Below are 608 nucleotides of genomic sequence, written 5' to 3'. Positions count from 1 at the left end.
CCTGGCCGACATCGGTCAGGGAACCGCCGGACCGCAGCAGTTGCGTTGCCGCTGTGTGCCGCAGTTGGTGGGCGTGTACTCCTTCAAGACCGGCACGTCTGCTGGCTGCCAAAACCACCTCGGAAACGCCCGACGATTTCAGCGCGCCCACGGGCGCATGGACCCGTAGAAAAAGGGATTCTCCCGCACAATCGGGCCGGTCGCGACGCAGGTATTCTGCCAAAGCCGTTCCAACATCGCTTGGTAGGGGCAGCTTCTCCCGGCAACGTCCCTTGCCCTTCAGAACCATGTCCCCGGCACGCCAATCAATGTCCTTGAGCGTCAGGGATACCACCTCATTGGCGCGTAGCCCCAATCGACTCATCACGACGAGAATCGCGTAGTCACGGAGCCCGATGCTGGTGTCGCGGTCACACGATGCCAACAAAGTCTCCATTTCCGCTACGCCCAGACCCTGCGGAATGTTGCTGCCGTGACCGGGAACCGACGGAACCACACCGGCCAGCGTCCGGGCACACAACCCATCCATAAACGCCCAACCCAGGAAGGACCGCAACCCGGTGACGGCGTATTTGGCGCTCTTTACTTCCAATACCTCGTTGAGTTCG

Annotated in this window: 1 protein-coding gene; it reads right to left on the bottom strand. The window is 61.3% G+C overall.

Annotated elements, in window-relative coordinates:
- Nucleotides 1–608, bottom strand: a 608-nt coding sequence (locus tag OS914_RS18035) for a tyrosine-type recombinase/integrase (RefSeq protein ID WP_267547432.1), incomplete at both ends; no start/stop codon positions are given.

Source organism: Arthrobacter endolithicus (genome assembly GCF_026627425.1).
Taxonomy (GTDB): Bacteria; Actinomycetota; Actinomycetes; order Actinomycetales; family Micrococcaceae; genus Arthrobacter_M.
The sequence above is the reverse complement of the archived record's forward strand: the minus strand, read 5'-3'. Positions and strand labels throughout refer to the sequence as shown.